The organism is Streptomyces callyspongiae, from assembly GCF_047200695.1.
In the GTDB taxonomy this organism is placed as follows: domain Bacteria; phylum Actinomycetota; class Actinomycetes; order Streptomycetales; family Streptomycetaceae; genus Streptomyces.
Map to the genome: position 1 here is coordinate 154,160 of NZ_JBJZOM010000008.1, position 22,165 is coordinate 176,324.

The 22,165-nt window shown below is 72.0% G+C and carries 17 protein-coding genes and 2 tRNA genes; 9 read left to right on the plus strand and 10 right to left on the minus strand.

What is annotated here, in order from left to right; translation table 11 throughout:
• Positions 1-50: 50 nt before the first annotated feature.
• Both tig and ACL06G_RS10090 read right to left on the minus strand, forming a co-directional pair.
• Complete coding sequence (gene tig, locus ACL06G_RS10085; protein ID WP_412785895.1) at positions 51-1,463, minus strand: trigger factor; 1,413 nt, start codon at positions 1,461-1,463, stop codon at positions 51-53.
• 107 nt (positions 1,464-1,570) lie between these two features.
• Positions 1,571-1,647: transfer RNA gene (locus tag ACL06G_RS10090), tRNA-Pro, on the minus strand.
• Between the two features lie 94 nt (positions 1,648-1,741).
• Here ACL06G_RS10090 and ACL06G_RS10095 point away from each other — a divergent pair.
• A tRNA-Gly gene (locus ACL06G_RS10095) sits at positions 1,742-1,812 on the plus strand.
• A gap of 132 nt (positions 1,813-1,944) precedes the next feature.
• Here ACL06G_RS10095 and ACL06G_RS10100 read toward each other — a convergent pair.
• Positions 1,945-2,136, minus strand: coding sequence for a hypothetical protein (locus ACL06G_RS10100; RefSeq protein ID WP_412785894.1), 192 nt, complete (start codon positions 2,134-2,136; stop codon positions 1,945-1,947).
• A gap of 597 nt (positions 2,137-2,733) precedes the next feature.
• Here ACL06G_RS10100 and ACL06G_RS10105 point away from each other — a divergent pair.
• Entirely contained in the window at positions 2,734-3,840 is a 1,107-nt protein-coding gene (locus ACL06G_RS10105) for an acyltransferase family protein (protein WP_412785893.1), read from the plus strand.
• Between the two features lie 55 nt (positions 3,841-3,895).
• Here ACL06G_RS10105 and ACL06G_RS10110 read toward each other — a convergent pair whose 3' ends face one another.
• Positions 3,896-5,053, minus strand: coding sequence for a SpoIIE family protein phosphatase (locus tag ACL06G_RS10110; RefSeq protein WP_412835753.1), 1,158 nt, complete (start codon positions 5,051-5,053; stop codon positions 3,896-3,898).
• Positions 5,054-5,214: 161 nt separating this feature from the next.
• Here ACL06G_RS10110 and ACL06G_RS10115 point away from each other — a divergent pair, with 161 nt between their 5' ends.
• Together ACL06G_RS10115 and cpt are read left to right on the plus strand one after the other, a co-directional pair.
• Positions 5,215-6,456: a GNAT family N-acetyltransferase gene (locus tag ACL06G_RS10115; protein WP_412785891.1), complete on the plus strand. Its 1,242-nt coding sequence runs from the start codon at positions 5,215-5,217 to the stop codon at positions 6,454-6,456.
• Between the two features lie 70 nt (positions 6,457-6,526).
• Positions 6,527-7,078 (plus strand): chloramphenicol phosphotransferase CPT, encoded by a 552-nt coding sequence (cpt, locus tag ACL06G_RS10120; protein WP_412785985.1) that lies wholly within the window; start codon positions 6,527-6,529, stop codon positions 7,076-7,078.
• On the opposite strand, the gene ACL06G_RS10125 is transcribed toward cpt, so the two are convergent.
• From ACL06G_RS10125 to ACL06G_RS10135, 3 genes are all read right to left on the minus strand, one after another.
• Positions 7,066-7,875, minus strand: coding sequence for an Fpg/Nei family DNA glycosylase (locus ACL06G_RS10125; protein WP_412785890.1), 810 nt, complete (start codon positions 7,873-7,875; stop codon positions 7,066-7,068). The genes cpt and ACL06G_RS10125 overlap by 13 nt on opposite strands.
• 62 nt (positions 7,876-7,937) lie before the next feature.
• Positions 7,938-8,429, minus strand: coding sequence for a ribose-5-phosphate isomerase (locus ACL06G_RS10130; RefSeq protein WP_412785889.1), 492 nt, complete (start codon positions 8,427-8,429; stop codon positions 7,938-7,940).
• 99 nt (positions 8,430-8,528) lie between these two features.
• Positions 8,529-9,137 carry a biotin transporter BioY gene (locus tag ACL06G_RS10135; protein ID WP_412785888.1) on the minus strand — a complete coding sequence of 203 codons (609 nt, stop codon included), beginning with the start codon at positions 9,135-9,137 and terminating at the stop codon, positions 8,529-8,531.
• Between the two features lie 238 nt (positions 9,138-9,375).
• Here ACL06G_RS10135 and ACL06G_RS10140 point away from each other — a divergent pair, with 238 nt between their 5' ends.
• On the plus strand, positions 9,376-10,824 hold the full coding sequence (locus ACL06G_RS10140; protein WP_412785887.1) for an amino acid permease: 1,449 nt from the start codon (positions 9,376-9,378) through the stop codon (positions 10,822-10,824).
• A 58-nt stretch (positions 10,825-10,882) separates the two neighbouring features.
• On the opposite strand, the gene ACL06G_RS10145 is transcribed toward ACL06G_RS10140, so the two are convergent.
• Complete coding sequence (locus tag ACL06G_RS10145; RefSeq protein ID WP_412785886.1) at positions 10,883-11,512, minus strand: mycothiol-dependent nitroreductase Rv2466c family protein; 630 nt, start codon at positions 11,510-11,512, stop codon at positions 10,883-10,885.
• A gap of 154 nt (positions 11,513-11,666) precedes the next feature.
• Between ACL06G_RS10145 and pepN (ACL06G_RS10150) the strand changes: the two genes are divergently transcribed.
• Both pepN (ACL06G_RS10150) and ACL06G_RS10155 read left to right on the plus strand, forming a co-directional pair.
• Positions 11,667-14,267, plus strand: a complete 2,601-nt coding sequence (pepN, locus tag ACL06G_RS10150; RefSeq protein WP_412785885.1) for an aminopeptidase N — start codon at positions 11,667-11,669, stop codon at positions 14,265-14,267.
• A gap of 186 nt (positions 14,268-14,453) precedes the next feature.
• The gene (locus tag ACL06G_RS10155; protein ID WP_412785884.1) at positions 14,454-15,554 is read left to right on the plus strand and encodes a hypothetical protein; all 1,101 of its coding nucleotides are present in this window, start codon (positions 14,454-14,456) and stop codon (positions 15,552-15,554) included.
• Between the two features lie 33 nt (positions 15,555-15,587).
• On the opposite strand, the gene ACL06G_RS10160 is transcribed toward ACL06G_RS10155, so the two are convergent.
• Both ACL06G_RS10160 and ACL06G_RS10165 read right to left on the minus strand, forming a co-directional pair.
• Positions 15,588-16,745, minus strand: a complete 1,158-nt coding sequence (locus tag ACL06G_RS10160) for a serine hydrolase domain-containing protein (protein WP_412785883.1) — start codon at positions 16,743-16,745, stop codon at positions 15,588-15,590.
• Between the two features lie 75 nt (positions 16,746-16,820).
• Positions 16,821-18,485, minus strand: a complete 1,665-nt coding sequence (locus tag ACL06G_RS10165) for a TIGR03767 family metallophosphoesterase (RefSeq protein ID WP_412785882.1) — start codon at positions 18,483-18,485, stop codon at positions 16,821-16,823.
• A gap of 267 nt (positions 18,486-18,752) precedes the next feature.
• Between ACL06G_RS10165 and pepN (ACL06G_RS10170) the strand changes: the two genes are divergently transcribed.
• Positions 18,753-21,347, plus strand: coding sequence for an aminopeptidase N (pepN, locus tag ACL06G_RS10170; protein ID WP_412785881.1), 2,595 nt, complete (start codon positions 18,753-18,755; stop codon positions 21,345-21,347).
• A 244-nt stretch (positions 21,348-21,591) separates the two neighbouring features.
• Positions 21,592-22,161 (plus strand): GNAT family N-acetyltransferase, encoded by a 570-nt coding sequence (locus ACL06G_RS10175; RefSeq protein ID WP_412785880.1) that lies wholly within the window; start codon positions 21,592-21,594, stop codon positions 22,159-22,161.
• Positions 22,162-22,165 lie beyond the last annotated feature (4 nt).

Sequence of the window (22,165 nt, forward strand, 5' to 3'; positions counted from 1 at the left end):
CCCCGGCCGCACGGGGCGGCCGGGGTCCTCGGAGGGTCGTTGCGCGGGCGTCAGGCCTTGTCGCCCTCGGAGCTCTCCGCGCCCTCGGCGTCGCCGTCGGCCCGGGTCTCCCCGGCGGCCTCGTCGGCGGACACGGTCTCGGCCGTCTCGTCCTCCTCGTCGAGCTCGACGACCTCGCCGTTGGTGTCCTTGACCGTCGCGGCCTCGACCACGACGGACAGCGCCTTGCCGCGGGCGACCTCGCCGACGAGCATCGGCACCTGGCCGCCCTCGACCACGGCCTGCGCGAACTGGTCGGGGCTCATGCCGGAGGACTGCGCGCGGCGCATGAGGTGCTCGGTGAGCTCCTCCTGGCTGACGTTCAGCTTCTCCTGGGTGACGAGCTCGTCGAGCAGGAACTGGGTCTTGATGCCCTTGACCGCCTGCTCCTTCAGCTCGCCGTCGAAGTCCTCCTCCGACTTGTCCTGCATCTGCAGGTAGGTCGGAAGGTCGATCCCCATCTGGGCGAGCTGGTGGTTGACCAGGTTCTCCTTGCGGGTGCGGACCTCGTCCTCGAGCAGCTTGTCCGGGACAGGGATCTCGACCAGCTCGATGAGGGCGTCGAGCACCTTCTCCTGGGCCTCGGTGGCCTGCTCGTACTTCTTCGACTGGCCGAGCCGCTTGCGGCTGTCCTCGCGGAGCTCCTCCAGCGTGTCGAACTCGCTGGCGAGCTGGGCGAACTCGTCGTCCAGCTCGGGAAGCTCACGGGCGGAGACAGTGGAGACGTCGACCTTGACCTCGGCCTCCCGGCCCGCACCGGAGCCGCCCTTGAGCTCGGAGGTGAAGGTGGCGGAGCCGCCGGCCTCCAGACCGGTGACGGCCTCGTCGATGCCGTCGAGCAGCTCGCCGGAGCCGATGGTGTAGTCGATACCGGAGGCGACTCCGTCCTCGAGGACCTCGCCGTCGACCTTCGCCTCCAGGTCGATCTTCACGACGTCGCCCTCCGCGGCGGCCCGCTCCACGACGGAGGTGGAGGCGAAGCGCTCACGCAGCTGCTCGACGGCCTTGTCGACGTCCTCGTCGGTGACCTCGGTGGCCTCGACGGTGACCTCGATGCCGGAGTAGTCCGGGACCTCGATCGAGGGACGCACGTCCACCTCGGCGGTGAAGGCCAGCAGCTCGTTGTCCTTGAGCTCGGTGATGTCGACCTCGGGCTGGCCGAGCGGGGTGAGCTCACCCTCCTCGACGGCCGACTGGTAGAGCTGCGGAAGCGCGTCGTTGACAGCCTCCTCGAGGACGGCACCGCGACCGAATCGCTGGTCGATGACCCGCGCGGGGATCTTGCCCTTGCGGAAGCCGGGCACCGTGACCTGCTGGTTGATCTTCTTGTACGCCGCGTCGAGGTTGGACTTGAGCTCCTCGAAGGGCACCTCGACTGTGAGCCGAACCCGGGTGGGGTTCAGGTTCTCAACGGCGCTCTTCACGGTCGGTCTCCTTGGGGCTGACTGCTGGGGGTATGAGAATGGGGCGCCCCGAGTGCGGCATGAATATGCGGACACGACACAGGTACGCGCAATGCGGCCATACTACGTGGTCGGGGTGGCCGGATTCGAACCGACGACCTTCCGCTCCCAAAGCGGACGCGCTACCAAGCTGCGCCACACCCCGTCGGTGCGACACGTAGAGTACATGCCGTACGATGCATTCCGTGCCGCAACGACAGCGGAACGGGCCGTCACCCGGCCTGTCCCGTGCGGTGCACGCGGGCGTAGCTCAATGGTAGAGCCCTGGTCTTCCAAACCAGCTACGCGGGTTCGATTCCCGTCGCCCGCTCTCGACGAGGACACGTGCGTCCTGCCGGCTCGGCCCGGCCCCTCTTCCCAGGGGCCGGGCCGAACGTCGTACGGGCCGGGGAACCGTTCCCCGGGAGTCCACAGTGCCGGGGAAGGCCGGAGCACCGGCGACTCAGCCGATGTTGTTGATGGTGCTGGCCACGGACTGCAGGAAGTCGTTTATCGGCGGGGCCGCGCCGCTGGCGGCGAGGAAGAAGCCGAAGAGCGCCGCGACGATCGCGGGACCCGGCTTGATGGAGCCGCCCTTGATCATCACCACGAGAACGATCGCCAGCAGCAGCACCACCGACAGCGAAATCTCCACATCGATCACACCCTTGCCCTCGTCGCACCTGACCCGCCGGACCCGCCTTCGGAGCCCTCGTCGGCTCCATCGTGCCATCAACCGCAGTGACGATGGGCCGGTCTGACGCCGCATCGGGGCCGCACCCCGCCCCGGGGCCGCACGGGAGGCGGGCCCGGCGCTCCGGAATGCGGCACGTGCCGGGCTCCCCGCTCGCCCGGTCCCGCCCACGGGACCGGACGAGCGGGGAGCCCCACCGGATTCCACGTCGTGATGATTCCGTGATTCTCGGCACTTCCCCGCCACGCACCGCCGAGCCCGGCGCTGCACATTCATTCACGGACCCGCCGAGACTTCTTTCCAGCTCTTTCACGATCACCTCTTCCCGTGCATCGGAGCAGGTGGGGCGGGGCGTGAAACGTTTTCACCCAGTCGCAGCACCGAGAATGCGGAGACACCCGAGGGGGCGTGGGCGGGATTTCCTTTCGAGCGGAAAGAGTGACTAGTGTTCCGTCAATGTTGCACGTTCGTAATGTGCGTTCCCTGCTGCCCCGCCGGCGCTCCCCGCGTCGGCCGGAGCCGGCGGAGAGCGCGACACACCCCGCCGGGACACCCGCCGTGTCGACACCGGATCCGCGGAGTGCGTCCCGCGATCCGTTCCTCGACAACGCGAAGTACCTGACGATCCTGCTCGTCGGCATCGGTCACGCCTGGGCGCCACTGCGCGACGACAGTCGCACCGTCGCCGCCCTCTACCTCCTGGTCTATGCCTTCCACATGCCGGCGTTCAGCATCATCTCCGGCTATCTGTCGCGGAGTTTCACGGGCAGGCCGGCACAGATCCAGCGTCTGGTCACCACCATCGTGGTGCCGTACCTGGTGTGCGAGGTGGCCTTCACGCTCTTCATGCGCCTCCTGGCGCATCCCGGCCAGGAGTTCAGCGTGCAGCGGCCGAACTTCGCCCTGTGGTTCCTCGCCGCGCTCTTCATCTGGCGGCTGACGACGCCGCTGTGGCGACGGCTTCGGCAGCCGGTACCCGTCGCCCTGGCGATCGGTCTTCTCGCGAGCGTGACGCCCAGCGTCGGCGACGACTACAACATGATGCGGGTGCTGCAGTTCCTCCCGTTCTTCGTGCTCGGACTCCACCTCCGCCCGCAGCACCTGGAACGCGTCAAGCAGTACCGGCTGCGCGCACCGTCCGCGGCCGTCCTCCTCGCCACCGCGGTGTTCACGTACTGGCTCGTTCCGCGGATGGATCCCAACTGGCTGCTCCACACCGACAGTGCAGCCGCCTTCGGAGTGCCCGCCTGGGCCGGAGGAGCGATGTACCTGGCCCTCTTCGGCTGCTCGGTGCTGCTCACGGCCTGCTTCCTGAACTGGGTGCCGCAGGGCCGCCACTGGTTCACCGCGCTGGGCGCCGGGACGCTGTACGCGTACCTGCTGCACACGTACCCGATCAAGGTGTTCCGGGAGTTCCAGTGGGACGACCTCGCGGGGATGGACCACCCGCTGAGCCGACTGGCGATCACGCTGCTCGCGGGAGCACTGATGACGGCCCTGTGCACGGCACCGGTGCGGGCCGTGTTCCGCTTCGCCATCGAACCCGACATGTCCTGGCTCTTCCGCCAGGACCCGCGCGAGGAGCCGAGCACCGCCAGCCGTGACACGGAGCCGGGGGCGCGGCAGGGTCCGCGCACCCGGCGGCCCGCCGGCGCGAGCGGCTGACACAGCAGGTGCCCGGTGGGGCGGGCGGGTGACGGAGCGGCCGGGGCGGACGGCCTCAGCGGCGGGAGATCAGCAGCAGGGCCCGGTCGTCGTTGACGTCGCCGGCCACCGCCTCGATCAGGTGCCAGGCCGCCCCCTCGAAACCGCCCGGGACGTAACGGTCTGCCTCTCCGGTGAGTCGGTCCATGCCGTCCATGAGATCCCGCTCGGCCGTCTCCACCAGTCCGTCGGTGAACAGCATCAGCACGTCGCCCTGCCGCAGCCGGCCCTTCACCGGGTCGAACTGCGCACCGTCGTACACACCCAGCAGCGGCCCCTCGGCGGAGACGGCCTCCCAGCGCCCGGCGCCCGCGTCGCGCTGCAGAGCGGGGACGTGGCCCGCCGAGTAGAGCTCGTAGTCGCCGGAGTCCAGGTCCAGCACCAGGTGCACCGACGTGGCGAAGCCCTCCTCCCACTCCTGGCGCAGCAGGTAGCCGTTGGCCGCCGGCAGGAAGTCGTGCGGGGGCAGCGAACCGAGCAGCCCTCCGAAGGCGCCGGAGAGCAGCAGTGCCCGCGACGCGGCGTCCATGCCCTTGCCGGACACGTCGGTGAGGACCACTTCGAACGTGCGGCGTTCCGGTCCGGTGCGGGCGGCCACCACGAAGTCGCCGGAGAACGACTGCCCGCCGGCGGGGCGCAGCGACATCTCACGGTGCCAGCCGTTCGGCACGGCGGGCAGCCTGCTCTGGACGCGGATGCGTTCCCGCAGGTCGAAGAGCATGGTGCCGCCGCGTCGCCAGGGGACGCCGACACGGCGGCGGAACTGCGCCACCAGCAGCCCGGACACCCCGACGGCGGCGACCACCAGGATGGTCCCCGGGGTCACCACACGGACGCCCGAGTCGACGGGGGCGAGGACGGCCGCCTCGACGATCAGGGCGGCGGCCGCGGCCCCGTACAGCACGAGCAGGCTGGCGGGGCGCAGCAGCAGTCCGCCCGCGATCACGGGCAGGGCCAGCATCTCGGGAGCGCACCACTGCGGGTTCACGACGGTGGCCGTCGTGATGGCGGGGAGGGTCAGCAGCAGAGCGCCGAGAGCGATCCAGTCGGGCCCTCCGCCGCGGAAGTAGTCCACGGCGGAACGGCGCACAGCGGTACGGACCCGGTGCCACGCCTTGTTCGCCTGGAGCAGCCGGGCCGCCGGAGGTCTGCCGCCCGCGCGCCGTAGTGCCATGTCCCGGGACCTTAGCGACCTCGCCACCGAAGCGTCGATTCCTGGTGCGGACCCGGACCTTCCACAGATACCGTGCGCCCTCGGGCTTCGTGCTCCCGGGGCGTGTCGGGCGGAGACGAAAATCACTCGCCGGACGGGCCGCTCCCTGCTAGGCATGGCCCATGGACACCGAGCTGCGCCTGCTGCGCGACGAACCGGACGATCTGGACGGTTGGTACGGCGTCATCCGTGCCGCGTTCGGCACCACGTTCGCCCCGGAGTCGCGGGACAAGTGGAGCGGGGTGATCGAACACTCCCGGTCGCTCGTGGCGCAGGACGGCGGGGAGATGTGCGGCACCTCGGGCGCGTTCAGCTTCCGGATGACGGTGCCGGGCGGCACGGTCGTCCCGACAGCCGGCGTGACCATGGTGAGTGTGAAGCCGACGCACCGCCGTCGCGGCGTACTCACCGCCATGATGCGGCGGCTGCTGGACGACGTGCACGACCGCGGCGAACCGCTCGCGGTGCTGCGCGCCTCCGAACCGGCCATCTACGGGCGCTTCGGTTTCGGCGCGGCCAGTGAGGAGATCACCGCCCGGGTGGACACGCTCCGCGCGGGGCTGGTGCCGCCTCCCGGCGCGGACGCCGTACGACTGCGCCTGGTCGAGGCCGGCGACGACGCCGTGGTGGCGGCGTGCGAACGGCTCTACGCGGCACGGGTGCCGCTGCGGCCGGGGATGCTGGAACGCCGTCCGGGGTGGGAGCGCGTCCCGCTGCACGACCCGCCGAGCCATCGTCGTGGCGCCACCCCGGTGCAGTGCGTGCTGGCCGAACGGGACGGCGAGCTGTGCGGTTACGCCCGCTACGCGGTACGTGCCGGTTCCGACGAGGTGGACAACGCCGAGGGCGAGGTGCTCCTGCACGACCTGGAGGCACTGGACCCCGCGGCACACGGCGCGCTGCTGCGGTTCCTCTTCGAGACCGACCTGACGTGCCGGCTGGTCGTCGACGGGCGCCCGCTCGACGACCCGTGGCTGCACATGGTGACCGATGTGCGCCGCTGCCACGTCGCCCTCCGCGACGGCATCCACCTGCGGGTGGTGGACGTGGCCGAGGCCCTCGGCTGCCGTGCGTACGCGGCCCCGGTGGACGTGGTGTTCGAGGTGGAGGACCCCTTCTGCCCCTGGAACGAGGGGCGATGGCGGTTGACGGGGGACTCGCGGGGCGCCGAGTGCGTCCCGGCCCGTGGCGAGGCGGACCTCGCGCTGACGGCACGGGAGCTGGGCTCCGTCCTTCTCGGCGGCACCCCGCTCTCCGCACTGGCCGCGGCAGGACGGGTGCGGGAGAAGCGGAAGGGCGCGGTGGCGGAGGCCTCGCGGGCGTTCCTCAGCGATGTGGCGCCGTGGAACCCGCACGGTTTCTGACCCGCGCCGACGCCGAATTCCGTGGCGCACCGCGCGGGAGTCGCCCTACGGTGAGCCCGTGACGACACGGATGATTATCCTCAACGGCGGTTCCAGTTCCGGGAAGTCGGGCATCGTCAGGTGCCTGCAGGCCGTGCTGCCGGACCCGTGGCCGGCCTTCGGCTGCGACGCGTTCGTGGACGCCCTGCCCGCGAGGATGCGGGCGTCCGACGGCGGGATCGTGTTCGGTACCGACGGCGGGGTGAGCGTCGGCGAGGACTTCCGGGCGCTGGAGGCGGCCTGGACGGAGGGTGTCGCGGCGATGGCCCGTGCGGGAGCGAGGATTATCGTCGACGACGTCTTCCTGGGCGGAGCCGAGTCGCAGCGGCGGTGGCAGAGGGCACTGGGCGGACTGCCCGTGCTGTGGGTCGGGGTCCGGTGCGCGAGCACGGTCGCCGCCGGGCGTGAGCTCGCACGCGGCGATCGCGTGGCGGGGATGGCGGCCTCGCAGGCGGAGCACGTCCACCGGGGCGTCTCCTACGACCTGGAGGTCGACACCACGCGCACCGAGTCGCTGGTGTGCGCCCGTACCATCGCCGCCCGCGTCGAACGGTCCGGGCCCGGCGACGGTCAGCGCTGCTGACAGGCCGGGCACCAGAAGAGGTTGCGCGCGGCGAGTTCGGCGGTGCGGATCGCACCGCCGCAGACGTGGCACGGAGCGCCTGCACGGCGGTACACGTACACCTCGCCCCCATGGTCGTCGACCCGCGGTTCGCGCCCCATCGCCTCGGGGGTGTGCTCCGGGCGGACCGTGTCGATGCGGTTGTCCCGCACTCCCTGCCGCAGCAGACGGGTCAGGTCCTCCCACAGAGCCTGCCACTCGTCGCGCGTGAGGTCGCGTCCGGTGCGGTAGGGATCGATGCCATGGCGGAAGAGCACTTCGGCGCGGTACACGTTCCCGACACCCGCCACGACCTTCTGGTCCATGAGCAGTGCCGCGACCGTGCTGCGGCTGCGGGAGATGCGGGCCCACGCCCGGTCCGGGTCCGCGTCGGCCCGCAGCGGGTCCGGTCCGAGCCGCTGCGCCACCGCCCGGGCCTCCTGCGGGGTGACGAGCGCGCAGCGGGTCGGGCCGCGCAGGTCCGCGCAGGTCTCCTCGGTGGCGATCCGCAGCCGGACCTGGCCGACGGGTGCCGCCGCAGGCCCCTCCGCGAACCGGAAGGTGCCGTAGAGGCCGAGATGGACGTGGACGCGGGCGCCCTCGGTGAACGCCAGGAACAGGTGCTTGCCGTGTGCCTCGGCGCCCTCGGCCTCCCGGCCGTCGAGCAGCGCGGCGCCGTCGGCGAACTTCCCCTGGGGGCTCGTGGCGTGGACGGTGCGGCCGGCGAACCGGTCGCGGAAGTCCGCCGCCAGCCGGTGCAGGGTGTGCCCCTCGGGCATGGAGTTCCTCCCGGTTCCCGGCGTTCCCGGCCTCGGACCGCGCGGGACGGTGTCCGGCGCGGTCAGTCGTCCTGTGCCGGGTGGTGCGCCGGGATGTCGGGCAGGGTTCCGGTGATCTCGTAGGCGGAGAGCATGTCGATGCGGCGCACATGCCGCTCGTCCCCCGAGAACGGGGTGCCGAGGAAGGTCTCGACGAACCTCACGGCGTCCTCGGTGGAGTGCATGCGGGCGCCGACGCTCACCACGTTGGCGTTGTTGTGCTCCCGCGCCAGGGCCGCTGTCTCCTCGCTCCAGGCCAGCGCGCAGCGCACGCCCTTGACCTTGTTGGCGGCCATCTGCTCGCCGTTGCCGGAGCCGCCGATCACGATGCCCAGCGACTCGCCGTCCGCAGCGGTGCGTTCGGCCGCACGCAGGCAGAAGGGCGGGTAGTCGTCCTGGGCGTCGTAGAGGTGGGGTCCGCAGTCGACGGGCTCGTACCCGGCGGACCGCAGCCATTCGACGAGGTGGTTCTTGAGTTCGTAACCGGCGTGGTCGGAGCCGAGGTAGACGCGCATGCGAGCAGTCTAGGAGACCCGTGCACGCGGTGTGCGCGCGCCGTGGTGCAGCGGTCCGCCGCCGCCCGGGCGCCGGTCCCCGGGCGGCGGCGGACCGCTTCAGTCGCTGCGCCCGGTGAGCCGCCACGCGGCCGGCAGCGCGCCCATCGCGAGCGCGGCCTTGAGGGCGTCGCCGATGAGGAACGGCACCAGGCCCGCGGCCAGGGCCTGCTGGGCGGTCATACCGGTCGCCAGAGCCAGGTACGGCACGCCCACGGCGTAGATGACGGCGGTACCGGCGGCCATCGTTCCCGCCATGCGCAGCGGGCCGCGGTCGCCTCCGCGCCGGGCGAGGGCCCCGACCAGGGCGCTCGCGAGGATCATGCCGAGGATGTAGCCGAAGGACGGCATCGCGGCGCCGGAGGCCCCCTCGGAGAACCAGGGGACCCCGGCGACGCCGGCGGCGGCGTACAGGCCCAGGGAGAGGAATCCGCGCCGGGCACCCAGGGCGGTTCCGACGAGGAGCGCGGCGAAGGTCTGTCCGGTGACCGGCACCGGGGAGCCGGGCACGGGCACCGAGAGCTGGGCCGCCAGGCCGGTCAGGACAGCGCCTCCGGCGACGAGGGCGGCGTTCCGGGCGTGGGCCCGCCCGCTGCTGGTGGCGGGCAGGACGTCGGCGAGGACGGTTCCGGGCCGCGCGGCGTGTGCGGTGCTGGTCAGGGCGGACATGGTGCGCTCCGGTCGTCGGAAGGTCGGGGTCGGACCGCTCGACGCTAACTCACGCCCCGGAGGCGCCCGTGCCCGGGGCGTACCCGGTCGGCGCCCGGACGCGGTCCGGGTGTCCGAATGCTGGACACCCGGGGAGGCGGCTGCCGTCGAACGGGACGCTGTCGGCACCGGACCACCGGAACACAAGGTTCCGCATCGCGCGGACCCCGCCTACGACCCGCACCGACGAACGGCCCTCATGCCCATGACGACAACGGAACAGTCGGCACCCCCGCAGGGAACGGCCGGCCCGGACCCCACCTCCCCCACGCCCCTCTCCCACGGTCTCAAACAGCGCCACCTGTCCATGATCGCGCTGGGTGGCGTCATCGGCGCCGGCCTGTTCGTCGGCTCCGGCGCCGCCATCGCGGCGGCGGGCCCGGCAGCGATCCTCGCCTACGCCGCCTCCGGCCTCCTGGTGATGCTGGTCATGCGGATGCTCGGCGAGATGTCCGCCGCGCACCCCTCGTCCGGAGCGTTCTCCACGCACGCCGAGCGGGCGATAGGCCCCTGGGCGGGCTTCACCGTCGGCTGGATCTTCTGGTTCCTCCTCTGCGTGGTGGTGGCCGTCGAGGGGATCGGCGCCGCAGAGATCATGACGGGCTGGTTCCCCGGGACCGAGTCGTGGATGTGGGTCGCACTGTTCATGCTGGTCTTCTGCGGCACGAACCTGACCTCGGTGAAGAACTTCGGTGAGTACGAGTTCTGGTTCGCCCTGCTGAAGGTGCTCGCCATCGTGGGATTCCTCGTGCTGGGGGCGCTGGCCCTCGCCGGTGCCCTGCCCGGCACGCGGTCCCCCGGCACCGGCCACCTGCTCGGCGAGGGCGGGTTCTTCCCGCACGGCTCCGAGGGCCTGATCCTGGGCCTGCTCGCCTCGGTCTTCGCCTACGGCGGCCTGGAGACCGTCACCATCGCGGCGGCCGAGTCGGAGAACCCGGTGCGGGGCGTGGCGAACGCCGTGCGGACGGCGATGTGGCGGATCGCGGTGTTCTACGTCGGTTCGGTGGCCGTGATCGTCACGCTGGTGCCCTGGGACTCCGCCGCTGTCGAGGCCGGCCCGTACGCCGCCGCCCTCGACTCCCTGAACGTACCGGCGGCCGCGACCGTCATGGACGTGGTGGTGCTCGTCGCCCTGCTGTCCGCGATGAACGCCAACATCTACGGGGCATCCCGGATGTCCTACTCCCTGGTCGACCGAGGTCAGGGCATGGCGTTCCTGGGCCGGGTCTCCGGTGGGGTGCCGCGCAGGACGGTCCTGGCCTCGTCGGCCTTCGGATTCTTCGCGGTCCTGTTGAGCCACTGGTGGCCGGACACCCTCTTCACCTGGCTGCTCAACATGATCGGCGGGGCGATTCTGGTGGTGTGGGGCTTCGTCGCGGTGTCGCAGATCCGCACGCGCCGCCGCCTGGAGCGCGAGGAGCCGGAGAGGCTCGTGGTGCGGATGTGGGCGTTCCCCTTCCTGAGCTGGGTGGCCCTCGCGGCGATGGCGGCGGTGCTGGTCCTCATGGCGCGGAACGAGGAGACCAGGCTGCAGCTGTACTTCACCGGCGGACTCACGCTGGCGCTCGCGGCCGTGGGGCTGCTGCGCCAGCGCCTCGCGCGGCACGCCGCTGCCGACGCGGAAGCCGCACCGGTCGACGCGAGCTGACCGGCACGCACAGCAGTGGAGCGGGCCCCGCCACAGCCAGGCCGGAGAGGGAAGGGCGTCAGTCGAAACGCGGCGCCTCGTCGCGGGTGCGCTTGATCTCGTAGAAGCCGGGAGTCGAGGCGACCAGCAGGGTGCCGTCCCAGAGCCGCCCCGCGGCCTCACCCTTGGGCGCCGGCGTGACGACCGGGCCGAAGAAGGCGATGCGCCCGCCGTCGGCCCCCGGAACCGCGATCACCGGCGTGCCGACGTCCTGGCCCACCAGGTCGATGCCCTCCGCATGCGACGCCCTCAGCTCGGCGTCGTACTTGTCCGAGTCGGCGGCGTCCGCGAGAGAGGCGGGCAGGCCGGCCTCCTCCAGCGCCTCCACCAGGGTCACGCGGTCCTGTTCACGCGCCTGGTTGTGGAACCGGGTCCCCAGCGCCGTGTAGAGCGGCCCCAGCACCTCGCTGCCGAACTCCTGCTCGGCGGCGATGCAGACCCGTACCGGCCCCCAGGCGGAGCGCAGCATCTCGCGGTACCCCTCGGGCAGCTCGTCGAGCTTGTTCTCGTTGAGCACGGCGAGACTCATCACACGCCAGCGGACGTGGACGTCACGCACCTTCTCGACCTCGAGCATCCACCGGGAGGTGAGCCAGGCCCAGGGGCATTTCGGGTCGAACCAGAATTCCGCGGACGTCTTCTCGGGCATGCCGTCTGCTCCTTGGGTCGTCGTTCCGTCGTGCGAGGATCCGCTCTCCCGCGAACGTGTCGACGCGCGGGGGCATTCCCCGATGATGCTGCACCGGGCATCGTGCGATGATCCCCGGTGTTCGACGTAGGGCTGTGAAACAAGGGAGCAGGACGTGCCCGGTGAGAATCTGACACGCGACGAGGCCCGGCGGCGTGCCGAGCTGCTGACCGTCGACGGGTACGAGGTGGCTCTCGACGTGCGGTCCGCGCTGACGGCGCCGCCCGCCGACGGGCCGCGCACGTTCCGGTCCACCACCACCATCCGGTTCCGCTGCGCCCAACCGGGCTCCGCGACGTTCGTCGACCTGATCGCGCCCGCCCTGCACTCCGCCACGCTCAACGGCCGGTCCCTCAACCCCGACACCGACTTCGACGGCGCGCGCCTCCAACTGCGCGACCTGGCAGCGGACAACGAGCTCGTGGTCGACGCACAGTGCGCGTTCAGCCGTACCGGCGAAGGGCTGCACCACTTCCACGACCCCGAGGACGGCGAGGTCTACCTCTACACGCAGTACGAGCCCGCCGACGCCCGGCGTGTCTTCGCCAACTTCGAACAGCCGGACCTGAAGGCGCCGTTCGACTTCGTGGTCACCGCGCCCGCTTCCTGGACCGTGCTGAGCAACGGGGCGGAGACCGGAGAGCCGCAGCCGCTCGACGAGGGCCGGGCCTCGGTTCACCGCTTCGCCCGCACGCAGCCCATCTCCACCTACATCACCGCAGTGGTCGCCGGCCCGTACCACCACGTCACCGACGTGTACCGGCGCCGCGCCCAGGACGGCACGGAACTCGAGATCCCGCTCGGCGCGCTCTGCCGCAAGGGCCTGGCGAAGCACTTCGACGCCGACGACATCTTCCGCATCACCAAACAGGGACTGGACTTCTTCCACGAGCACTTCGACTTCCCCTACCCCTTCGGGAAGTACGACCAGGCGTTCGTGCCGGAGTACAACCTGGGAGCCATGGAGAACCCGGGCTGCGTCACCTTCCGCGAGGAGTTCGTCTTCCGCGGCAAGGTCACCCGTGCCTCCTACGAGGGCCGCGCGAACGTGATCCTCCACGAGATGGCGCACATGTGGTTCGGCGACCTGGTCACCATGGAGTGGTGGGACGACCTGTGGCTGAAGGAGTCCTTCGCCGACTTCATGGGCTCGTTCTCGATGGTGGAGGCCACCCGGTTCTCGGACGGCTGGATCACCTTCGCCAACCGCCGCAAGTCCTGGGCCTACCGGGCGGACCAGCTGCCGTCCACACACCCGATCACCGCCGACATCCGTGACCTCGAGGATGCCAAGCTCAACTTCGACGGCATCACCTACGCCAAGGGCGCCTCGGTGCTCAAGCAACTCGTGGCCTACGTCGGGCGCGACGCGTTCCTGGAGGGCGCCCGGCGCTACTTCCGGCGGCACGCCTGGGGCAACACGCGACTGCAGCACCTCCTCGCGGTGCTGGAGGAGACCTCCGGCCGCGACATGGGCGAGTGGGCGAAGTCCTGGCTCCAGACGGCGGGCGTCAACTCGCTCACCCCCGAGGTGACACCCGACGCCGAGGGCCGCGTCGGCGAGCTGGCGGTGCTGCAGGAGGCGCCGGAGAGCCACCCCGTGCTGCGACCGCACCGCGTCGCCGTCGGCCTGTACCGGCTCGACGAGGCCGGCTCGCTCACCCGCTACGCACGCGCCGAGGTCGACGTCGACGGGATGCGCACGGCAGTACCGGAGCTGAGCGGGTGCGAACGCCCCGACCTCGTCCTGGTCAACGACGAGGACCTGACGTACTGCAAGGTGCGCTTCGACGAGGGCTCCCTGGCCACGCTGCGGGAGCACCTGGGAGCGCTCACCGATCCGCTGGCCCGCGCGCTGTGCTGGTCCGCCCTGTGGAATCTGACCCGCGACGCCCTGCTGCCCGCCCGCGAGTTCCTGCGGACGGTGGTGCGCTTCGCCGGCGGCGAGAGCGACATCGGGGTACTCCAGATGCTGCACGCCTGGTCGCGGACCGCCCAGGTGCACTACGTGTCGCCCGGCTACCGGGAGGAGGCCGGTCGGATGCTCGCCGAGGAAGCGCGGGAGCAGCTCCACCGGGCGGAGCCCGGCAGCGGACACCAGCTCGCCTGGGCCCGCTTCTTCGCCGCCTCGGCCGAGAGCCCCCGGGATCTGCGCCTGCTGGAGGACCTGCTGGCGGGCACCACATCCGTCGACGGCCTCGACGTGGACCAGGAGCTCCGCTGGACACTGCTGGAGCCGCTCGCGGCGCACGGCCGCGCGGACGCGGCCGTGCTGGGCGCGGAACTCGACCGCGACAACACCGCCTCCGGCAAGCGCCACCAGGTGCGGCTGCTGGCGTCCCGGCCCTCTGCAGAGGTCAAGGAACAGGCGTGGGACGCCGCGGTCACCGGCGACCGGCTCTCCAACGCCATGGTGGAGGCGACCGTCAGCGGCTTCCACCAGCCCGGGCAGCGCGCCCTGACCGCCCCGTACACGGCCCGCTACTTCGCGGCGCTGGAAGAGGTGTGGCGTGCACGGTCCATCGAGATCGGCATGTCGCTCGTGCGCGGCCTCTACCCGTCCCTGCAGACCGAGCAGGCCACGGTGGACGCCACCGACGCGTGGCTGGACTCCCACCCGGATGCGGCTCCGGCGCTGCGCCGCCTGGTCCTGGAGGCGCGCGACGACCTTGCCCGCGCCCTGCGCGGCCGGGCGTGCGACGCGACGGCGGAGTGAACCGGCTGCTCCGCGCGGAATCCGGAACCCGTCCCCCGGCGCCCCGCGGCACCGGGGGACGGCAGGGTGCCGGGGCCGGCACGGCGATGGCGGGCCGCACGGTGACGGAGCCATGGCTTTGTCCGGATTCGTCGACGACTCCGTCACAGCCGTTGGGTGCCGTCCGGCGACGGGCATTCCACCCCCATGACGCACGACCTGCCCCTCACGCCCTCTCCGTCCGACCGGTTCCCGGAGCACGTGCGGCGCGATGACCCCGCGGCCGCGGCGGACAGTCCTCCGCCGCTTCCCGACTGCCGCGTGACGACCGCTCGGGTGCTCCGGGCGCACGGCGTCACCTCCCTGGAGGCGGCGGAGCACAGCCGCCCCGGCGGCCCGTGGCGGATGCTGCTCCCCGATGTCTTCCTGCTCCGCGCCGATACGCCCACCAGCCAGGACAGGCTCCGTGCCGTCCTGCTGCACGCCAGCACGAGCTGTGCACCGGCCGACCCGCACGACGGTGCACCCGGCCCGGCCGCACTGATCACCGGCGCCGCCGCACTCGCACTGCACGGCTTCACCGCCACTCCCCCACTGACGGCCCTGAACCGGATCGACGTGCTCGTTCCCGGCAGCGGCGGTCCCCGCTCCACGGGCTTCGCCCGCGTCGTGCACCGCGGCTCCGGGGCGATGCCCGCGGGCACGGTCCTCGCGGGCGTGCCGGTGGCACCGGTGCACCGGGCGCTCGCCGACGCCGTCGCGCACACGGACGACCCGCAGGCGGTACGGGCCCTGCTCACCGAGGCCGTGGAACAGCACCACTGCGAGCCCGGCGAGCTCCTGGACACCTTGGCCGAGGCCGGGCTGCTCTCCACCGTCCGTGTCGCCGGAGCCGTCGACGACCTGGTAGCCGCCGGCCGCTCGGTGGCGGAGGGACGACTGTACGAGCTGGTGCGCACCCGGGACGTGCCCCAACCCTGCTGGAACGTCGAACTACGCCTGCCCGGCGGGCCGTTCCTGGGAGGCGTGGACGCGTACTGGCCGGATCAGGCCGTCGCGGTGAGCATCGACGCCCCTCTGCGGTGCCGGGCGACCGGTGCGCTCGGCGCCGCTGCGGGCGAGGATCTCCTCGGGGACGCGTACGCGCAGCAGCGCGAGGTGCTGGAACGGTTCGGGATCACGGTGGTGCACCTGACCCCGGGCGGACTCCGGGAGGCCCCCGAGCACCAGGCCGCGGTGGTGCGCACCGCGCTCGCGGCGGCCGCGGACCGCGAGCCCGCCACGGAGCTGCAGGTGCTGCCGCGCTGAGACGGCCCGCCGGGACGGTGCCGCTCGGGCTCGTCAGCCGCAGAACTCGGCTTCCAGCAGGGCCACTCCGCTCACGCGCCCCGGCACCCAGTCCGCGTTGAGGTTGAACGCGGCGGCGTGCCTCCCGCTCCGAGTGGCGGCCGCGGTCGAACCCGAGCCGTGGATGCCGCCGCCGTGCCCCCACACCGTCGTGCCGCACGACAGGGCGAGCGCGCGGATGCCGAGCCCGTACCGGTCACCGTGTCCCTCGCGCGTGGGGACGGTCGTCATCATCTCGGCCAGTTGCCGGTGCGGCACCAACCCGCCCCGGAGCAGGGCCCGGTAGAAGCGGATGAGGTCGCCGGTCGTGGAGACGAGTTCCCCCGAGGCACCGGCGACGGACGGGTTCAGAGTCGTGACGTCGTGCATCCGCGGCCCGTGCTTCCGTTCTCCGGGGGTTCCGCGGTACAGGGTGGAGTACGCCTCCCCGTGCGGGCCGTCGATGCGCGGCTCGGTGCCGGGCAGCGAGGTGCGGCGCAGCCCGAGCGGCCGGAGTATCCGCCGTTCGATCTCCTCCGCGTAACCGTGCCCGGTCACCTCCTCGATGACGAGGCCGGCGAGCACGTAGTTCGTGTTGCTGTAGCCCCAGCCCGTTCCCGGTGCGAACGCGGGGCGGTGGCGCACCGCGGTGCGCACGAGTTCGCGGGCGGTGCGGGTGTCGTAGCGGTGGCGCCAGAATCCCGCACCGGTGTAGCGGTGCCGGAAGAAGGCGCTGTCGGTGAAGTCGTGGATGCCGCTGGTGTGGCCGAGCAGTTGCCGCAGCGTGATGCGGCGGCCGTCGTGGCCGTGTCCGCGGACCAGGCCCGGGAGGTGATCCGCCACGGTGTCGTCGAGGTCGAGGCGTCGTTCGGCGTCGAGTTGGAGGACCACGGTGGCGACGAACGTCTTGGTGATGCTTCCTGCGCGGAAGCGGTCCCCGGGGTGCCGCGGTCGGCCCGTGGAGCGGTCGGCGACACCGACCGCCCGGTGCCACACCCCGCTGCCGTCCTCGGCACGGGCGAGGATGCCCGGCACACGCTGCTGCCGCAGGAGTTCGTCCATGACGGCCTCGGTGCGGGCGTGCCGGAGATCGGCTGCCACGGAGGAGTTCATGGAGAGCACCACCACGGCGACGGTCGCCGCGACGGCGGCGGCGACGCTGCGCAGGGACATGGGTGCCGACCCTAGGCGTCCCCGGCAGCCGGGACCGCGGTGCGGGCGCTCCGCGCAGCGATCCTCACAAGGCTCTCACCGCGCCGTCAGGAGGAGCTCGGTGTTCCTGTCCTTCGGCTCCCCTGCGAGTCGTGAACTGCGTCCCGGGGCGTTGAACGCCAGTTCGCGGTAGAGCGAGGCCAGTCCGGTACGGCTCAGGTCTTCGTGGTCGGTGCGGTGCGGTGCGGCGGACTCGATGAGCGTGGTGAACACCGACAGGGTGCCGTCCCGGTTGTCGGTGATCTCGACGACCCGGGCGAGCTGCGGGAAGTCGACGTGGGAGGCGGTGGTGATCTCCCAGAAGGAACCGTGCGGCAGGATCTCGTTGCGGTGGCTGTGCCCATTGATCCATGCCAGCACGCTCGGGTGGCGCCGCAGCAGGTCCACCAGTTCGGCCCCGCCGTCCGGCGTGCTCTGCGAGGTGTGGTGGCTGAACACGATCACGCGGTCGTCGCGGTGCCTGCGCAGTGTCCGCTCCAGCCAGCGCAGCTGGGTGCGGCCGACGGCCCCGACGTAGTGGCCGCCGCGCCGGGTGGTGTCCAGGCTGACGCCGATCACGTCGTCGGAGATGCGGAAGCTGTAGTAAAGGCGGTCCTCGGCCGCGTTGGCCTCGGTGTAGCCGTGGCCGACCGGCCCGGGGCCGGTGAAGCGGGGGTCCAGGTGGGTCTCGACGTAGTCCCGGGGGGTGAACGGGGCGCGCCGCGGGTCGGGCGTGACCGGGCGCATGTCGCGGGCGTGGGCCCGCAGCAGTTCCTTGAAATGGACGCCTGTGGGGTCGAGCCCGTCGTGTCTGCGGCGCCACAGGGCCATGCCCTCGGACGCCGGGAGGGAGAAGAGCTTCCGGTCGCCGACGGCGAAGTCCGCGAGGAAGGCGTCGCCACCGGCGTAGCAGCCGCCCGGCAGCGCGTCGTGGTTGCCGACCGTCCCGTACCAGGGAACGGTCAGTCCCGGGCTGACCACCTGCCGGGTGGCCGCTTCCAGATATCCCTCCAGGCGGGGGTAGCCGAGCTCCTTGTGGACGTCCCGCAGGTCGGCCTCGGGGTGCCAGAAGACGGGGTTGCCGCTGTTCTGCACGCCTTCGTAGACCTGCGGGTCGCCCGTGTTCGGCGTGATCCGACCGCCGGTCATCGCGGTGAGGAACCATTCCAGTTCCGCGGTGCAGTTGTTGTCGGTGTTGTCGCCGGTGGTCATCACGAAGTCCAGCGGGGCGCCGGTCTCCGGCCCGCCGTCCAAAGCGTTGACCTGTTCGATCAGGGAGACGACGCCGGCGACGGACAGCGCCTCCTGCGGACGCCAGCCGTTGGTGCGTGCGGCCCGGAGGTACTCGGTGCGCAGCGGGTGCTGCACGTCCACCAGGTGCAGGTCGGTGAGCTGGACGAAGGAGGCGAGCACGGTCCGGTCGGCGGTGCGCCGGCCGCGGGCGGCGGCCACGTCCTCCCGGACCACGCGCCCCCAGCCCGGGCCGTGGTCGAGGCGCCGGTAGCTGCCGCTGCCCTTCGGCGCGGCGGCCGTCGACAGGGTCGTGGCGGCGTGTGCGGGAGCCGTGCGCGGAGAGGGAAGCCTCGGGGCAGCCTCCGCGGCGGGGGCACCGCCCTCCGCGGGGTCGAGGACGGTGCCGAGCCCGGCGGCCACGGAGGTGGCGCCCAGGGCCGCGAGCAGAGTGCGGCGGTCGGTTCCGTGCGGCGGACGGGCACGGGTCATACGGTGCCTCCCGGAGTGTCGTGTACGGACCGGGACGGCGGCCGTGGGTCGGGCCGTCCCTTCCAGGATGCTCGGCGACAGGGGTGGCGGCCGGCTGAACTGCCCGGGAACCCGGGGCACCCATCGCGGTGCAGGGATCACCGCGGACGGGCGGGCGGGCGGGCGAGTGGAGGGCGCCGGCACCGCACCCTCCGAGGGTGTCCACAGATCCGTCACACGGGTCGCATGGAAGGATGACGGAACCGCTATCAACGAGGAGATGACGACGTGCCTGGGACGAATCTGACCCGCGCCGAAGCGCAGGTGCGGGCACGGCTGCTGGCCGTGGAGAGCTACCGGATCGAGCTGGACCTGAGCGGAGCGCAGGAGGGTGGCACCTTCCGTTCGATCACCACGGTCGCCTTCGACGCCGCGGAGGCGGGCGACACCTTCGCGGACCTGGTGGCACCGGCCGTCCACGAGGTGACGCTGAACGGACGCGACCTGGACCCGGCAGCCGTCTTCGAGGACTCCCGCATCACGCTGGACGGCCTCGCGGAGGGGCGGAACGAGCTGCGGGTCGTCGCGGACTGCGCCTACACCAACACCGGCGAGGGTCTGCACCGCTTCGTCGACCCCGTGGACGAGCAGGCCTACCTGTACACCCAGTTCGAGGTGCCGGACGCGCGCCGCGTGTTCGCCTGCTTCGAGCAGCCCGATCTGAAGGCGTCCTTCACGTTCACCGTGACGGCGCCCGAGGGGTGGACGGTGATCTCCAACTCGCCCACCCCCGAGCCGGCCGAGGTGTCGGAGAACGTGTGGCGGTTCGCCCCCACCCCGCGCATCTCCACCTACATCACGGCGCTGATCGCCGGTCCGTACCACTCGGTGCACAGCACCTGGGAGGGCGGCGGCCGGAGCGTGCCCCTGGGGATCTACTGCCGGCCGTCCCTCGCCGAGTACCTGGACGCGGACGCGATCTTCGAGGTCACCCGGCAGGGCTTCGACTGGTTCCAGGAGAAGTTCGACTACCCCTACCCGTTCGCGAAGTACGACCAGCTGTTCGTGCCGGAGTTCAACGCGGGCGCCATGGAGAACGCGGGTGCGGTGACCATCCGCGACCAGTACGTCTTCCGCTCGAAGGTGACGGACGCCGCGTACGAGATCAGGGCGGAGACGATCCTCCACGAGCTGGCCCACATGTGGTTCGGCGACCTGGTCACCATGGAGTGGTGGAACGACCTGTGGCTGAACGAATCGTTCGCCACGTACACGTCCGTCGCCTGCCAGGCGTACGCGCCGGGCAGCCGCTGGCCGCACGCCTGGACGACGTTCGCCAACCAGATGAAGACCTGGGCGTACCGGCAGGACCAGCTGCCGTCCACGCACCCGATCATGGCGGAGATCCGCGATCTGGACGACGTGCTCGTCAACTTCGACGGCATCACCTACGCCAAGGGCGCCTCCGTCCTGAAGCAGCTCGTCGCGTACGTGGGGATGGACGAGTTCTTCCGCGGGGTGCAGGCGTACTTCAAGCGTCACGAGTGGGGCAACACCCGCCTGACGGACCTGCTCGGCGCACTGGAGGAGACCTCCGGCCGCGACCTGAAGGCATGGTCGAAGGCCTGGCTGGAGACCGCGGGCATCAACGTGCTGCGCCCGGTGATCGATGTCGACGGCTCGGGGAACATCGCCTCCTTCGCCGTGCGCCAGGAGGCGCCCGCACTGCCGGAGGGCGCGTCGGGCGAGTCGACGCTGCGTCCGCACCGGATCGCGATCGGTCTGTACGACCTGGACGAGTCGGCGGGCGGAAAGCTGGTGCGCACCGACCGCGTCGAACTCGACGTGACGGGGGAGCTCACGCACGTCGCCGAACTCCGGGGCCGGGCCCGCCCCGCGGTGGTGCTGCTGAACGACGACGACCTGTCCTACGCGAAGGTGCGGCTCGACGAGGAGTCCCTGGCGTCGGTCACCGCCCACCTGGGCGACTTCGCCGAGTCCCTGCCGCGCGCACTGTGCTGGTCGGCCGCCTGGGACATGACGCGGGACGGCGAGCTGGCGGCCCGCGACTACCTGGAGCTGGTGCTCTCCGGCATCGGCAAGGAGTCCGACATCGGCGTGGTGCAGTCCCTGCACCGGCAGGTCAAGCTGGCGCTGGACCTGTACGCCGCGCCGGAGTGGCGCGAGGAGGGGCTGCGCCGTTGGTCGGAGTTCGCCCGGCAGCAACTGCGCGCCGCGGAGGCCGGCAGCGACCACCAGTTGGCCTGGGCCCGGGCTCTGGCCGCGACCGCACGGACCGGCGAGCAGCTGGACCTCCTGTCGGGGCTGCTGGACGGCTCCGTTTCCGTGGAGGGGCTCGCGGTCGACACCGACCTGCGCTGGGCGCTGCTGCAGCGGCTGACGGCCACCGGGCGCGCCGGGGAGGCGGAGATCGACGACGAGCTGAAGCGCGACGCCACCTCCGCCGGCGAGCGGCACGCCGCGACGGCGCGGGCCTCGCTGCCGACCCCGGAGGCGAAGGCCGCGGCGTGGGCGTCCGTCGTGGAGTCCGACACGCTGCCGAACGCCGTGCAGGAAGCGGTGATCGCCGGCTTCGTGCAGACCGATCAGCGGGAGCTCCTGGAGCCGTACACCGAGAAGTACTTCGCGGCGCTCAAGGACGTCTGGGAGTCGCGCAGCCACGAGATGGCGCAGCAGATCGCGGTGGGCCTCTACCCGACCGTGCAGGTCGCGGAGGGGACCTTGGCGGCGACCGACCGCTGGCTGTCCGAGGCCGAGCCGTCGGCGGCGCTGCGGCGTCTGGTCACGGAGTCGCGTGCGGGTGTCGCGCGGGCGCTGAACGCCCGGACCGCCGACGCGGCGGCCGCCCGCTCCGCGGGCTGACCGGCACGCTGTGAGGTCGTGCCCGGCGCTGCCCCGGGCGGCGCCGGGCACGACACGACACCGCACTCATCAGTGCAGCGGACCGGTACAGCCACCGGCCGGTGTGAACGAACCGGCAACTCCGCGCCCCAGGCGGCCCTTAGCATCGCTCCATGACCAACGCCCTCTCCCGTCCGGCCGCGCCCGCCGCGCGCTGTGCCGGGGAACGCCGCAGCCGCTCGCTCCGTGCCCCGGGCAGCGTGGCGTGAACGGCCCCGCCGTCCGGCGCGCCGAGGCCGCCGACCGCCCCCTTGTGGAACGGCTGTGGCAGTTGTTCCGCCACGACATGTCGGAGTTCCAGGTGTCGCAGGACCTGCCCGGACCGGACGGCCGCTACGGCCAGGAGCGGCTCGAGGCGGCCTTCGACGACACCGCGGACCGCGTCCCCTACCTGCTGGCCCGGGACGAGCAGCCCGTGGGGTTCGCGTTCGTCCGCGGTCTGGCTGCTCCGGTGCGCGTCATGAACAGCTTCTTCGTGATCCGCGGAGCGCGCCGCTCGGGTCTCGGCCTGCCCGCCGCCGTCCGGATTCTGGAGCTGCACCCCGGCCGGTGGGGCATCCCGTTCCAGGACGCCAACTCCACCGCCGTGCGCTTCTGGCGGCGCGTCGCCACCCGGGCCACCGGGGACGAGTGGACCGAGGAGCACCGAGCGGTGCCCGACCGACTGCCGGGGGTGCCGCCCGACACCTGGATCTCACTGACGATGCCCGCGACGGCAGGACGGCCGGCCCGCCGGCTCCCCGACGACCGCCGCTGTGCGCGCGGCGAGGCGTGAACGC